1 protein-coding gene is annotated in these 1124 nt (G+C 69.0%); it reads right to left on the minus strand.

Annotation, left to right across the window (positions count from 1 at the left end):
- Positions 1 to 1049 (minus strand): BCCT family transporter (locus tag AB0N07_RS51715; protein WP_365848035.1); only part of this gene is annotated, 1049 nt, incomplete at its 3' end.
- Between the last annotated feature and the right edge of the window lie 75 nt (positions 1050 to 1124).

The following is a 1124-nucleotide window of genomic DNA, read 5'->3' on the forward strand; positions in this document are numbered from 1 at the left end:
ATGCGCTGCTGGTGCCACGTCTTCGGGGTGTGCGTGTCGTTCTCCGGCTCGGTGCCGACCTCGAACTCGGGGCGGATCACGAAGTCCGAGACGTCCACGCCGTCCTCGGTGGCGCGGCGGCGGTACTCCTCGACCGGCAGCACCTGCTTCCACTGGCGGGTACGCATGGGCCGCGCGGCACCCGCGTCCTCGCGCAGGGCCTGCAGCAGCAGTGCGGCCTGCGTGACGGTGATGAGCAGGATGGGCAGGCCGATCACGATGATGACCTCCTGCAGCGCCGCCAGGCCGTTCTCGCCCGCGGTGAGGATGATGGCCGCGCAGACCGCGCCGATGGACACGGCCCAGAACACGGACTGGCGGCGGGGCGCCGCATCCTCGTGGCCGTTGGCCATCGCGTCCATCACGAGCGCACCCGAGTCGATCGAGGTGATGAAGAACAGCGTGATGACCACGAGCGCCACGACCGCGGCCACCGTGTAGAGCGGCATGCCCTGCAGGTGCTGGAACAGGGCGGCCTGGACGTTGCCGTCGGTGACGATCGTCTGCGTCAGGTCGCCGCCCTGGCCCGGCGCCGGCGCGGTGGCGCGGTCCGACTGGAACGCGGAGTAGCCGTAGATGCCCATCCAGATGATGAAGAACGCGGTGGGCAGGCCGAGACCGGCCACGATGAAGGAGCGGATGGTGCGGCCGCGCGAGATGCGGGCGAAGAACATCCCCACGAAGGGCGCCCACGTGACGGTCCAGGCCCAGTAGAAGACGGTCCAGTCACCGGACCACTGGCCCGAGTTGTACGTGTCGTTGTAGGTGGAGAGCACGGGCAGCATCGAGGCGTACTCGCCGATCGTCTGCACGGTGCCCCGGATGACGTCCATGCTGGAGACGGCCCACATCAGGACGTAGACGAGCAGGGCGATCGCCAGCAGGATGTTGGCGTAGGACAGGCGCTTGACGCCCTTGTCCATGCCGGCCAGCACGGAGGCCGTGCCCACGGCGGTGATGACGGCCAGGATGAGCGCCTGGACCCAGCCGGCCACGGGGGTGCCCAGCATCGGTAGACGGCCCTCACATTGGCCTGAAGGCGATCCTGCGGCCCAGGATCGCTACCATGGGGTCTCCGGAGCCTG

Source organism: Streptomyces sp. NPDC051172, assembly GCF_040682555.1.
GTDB lineage: Bacteria > Actinomycetota > Actinomycetes > Streptomycetales > Streptomycetaceae > Streptomyces.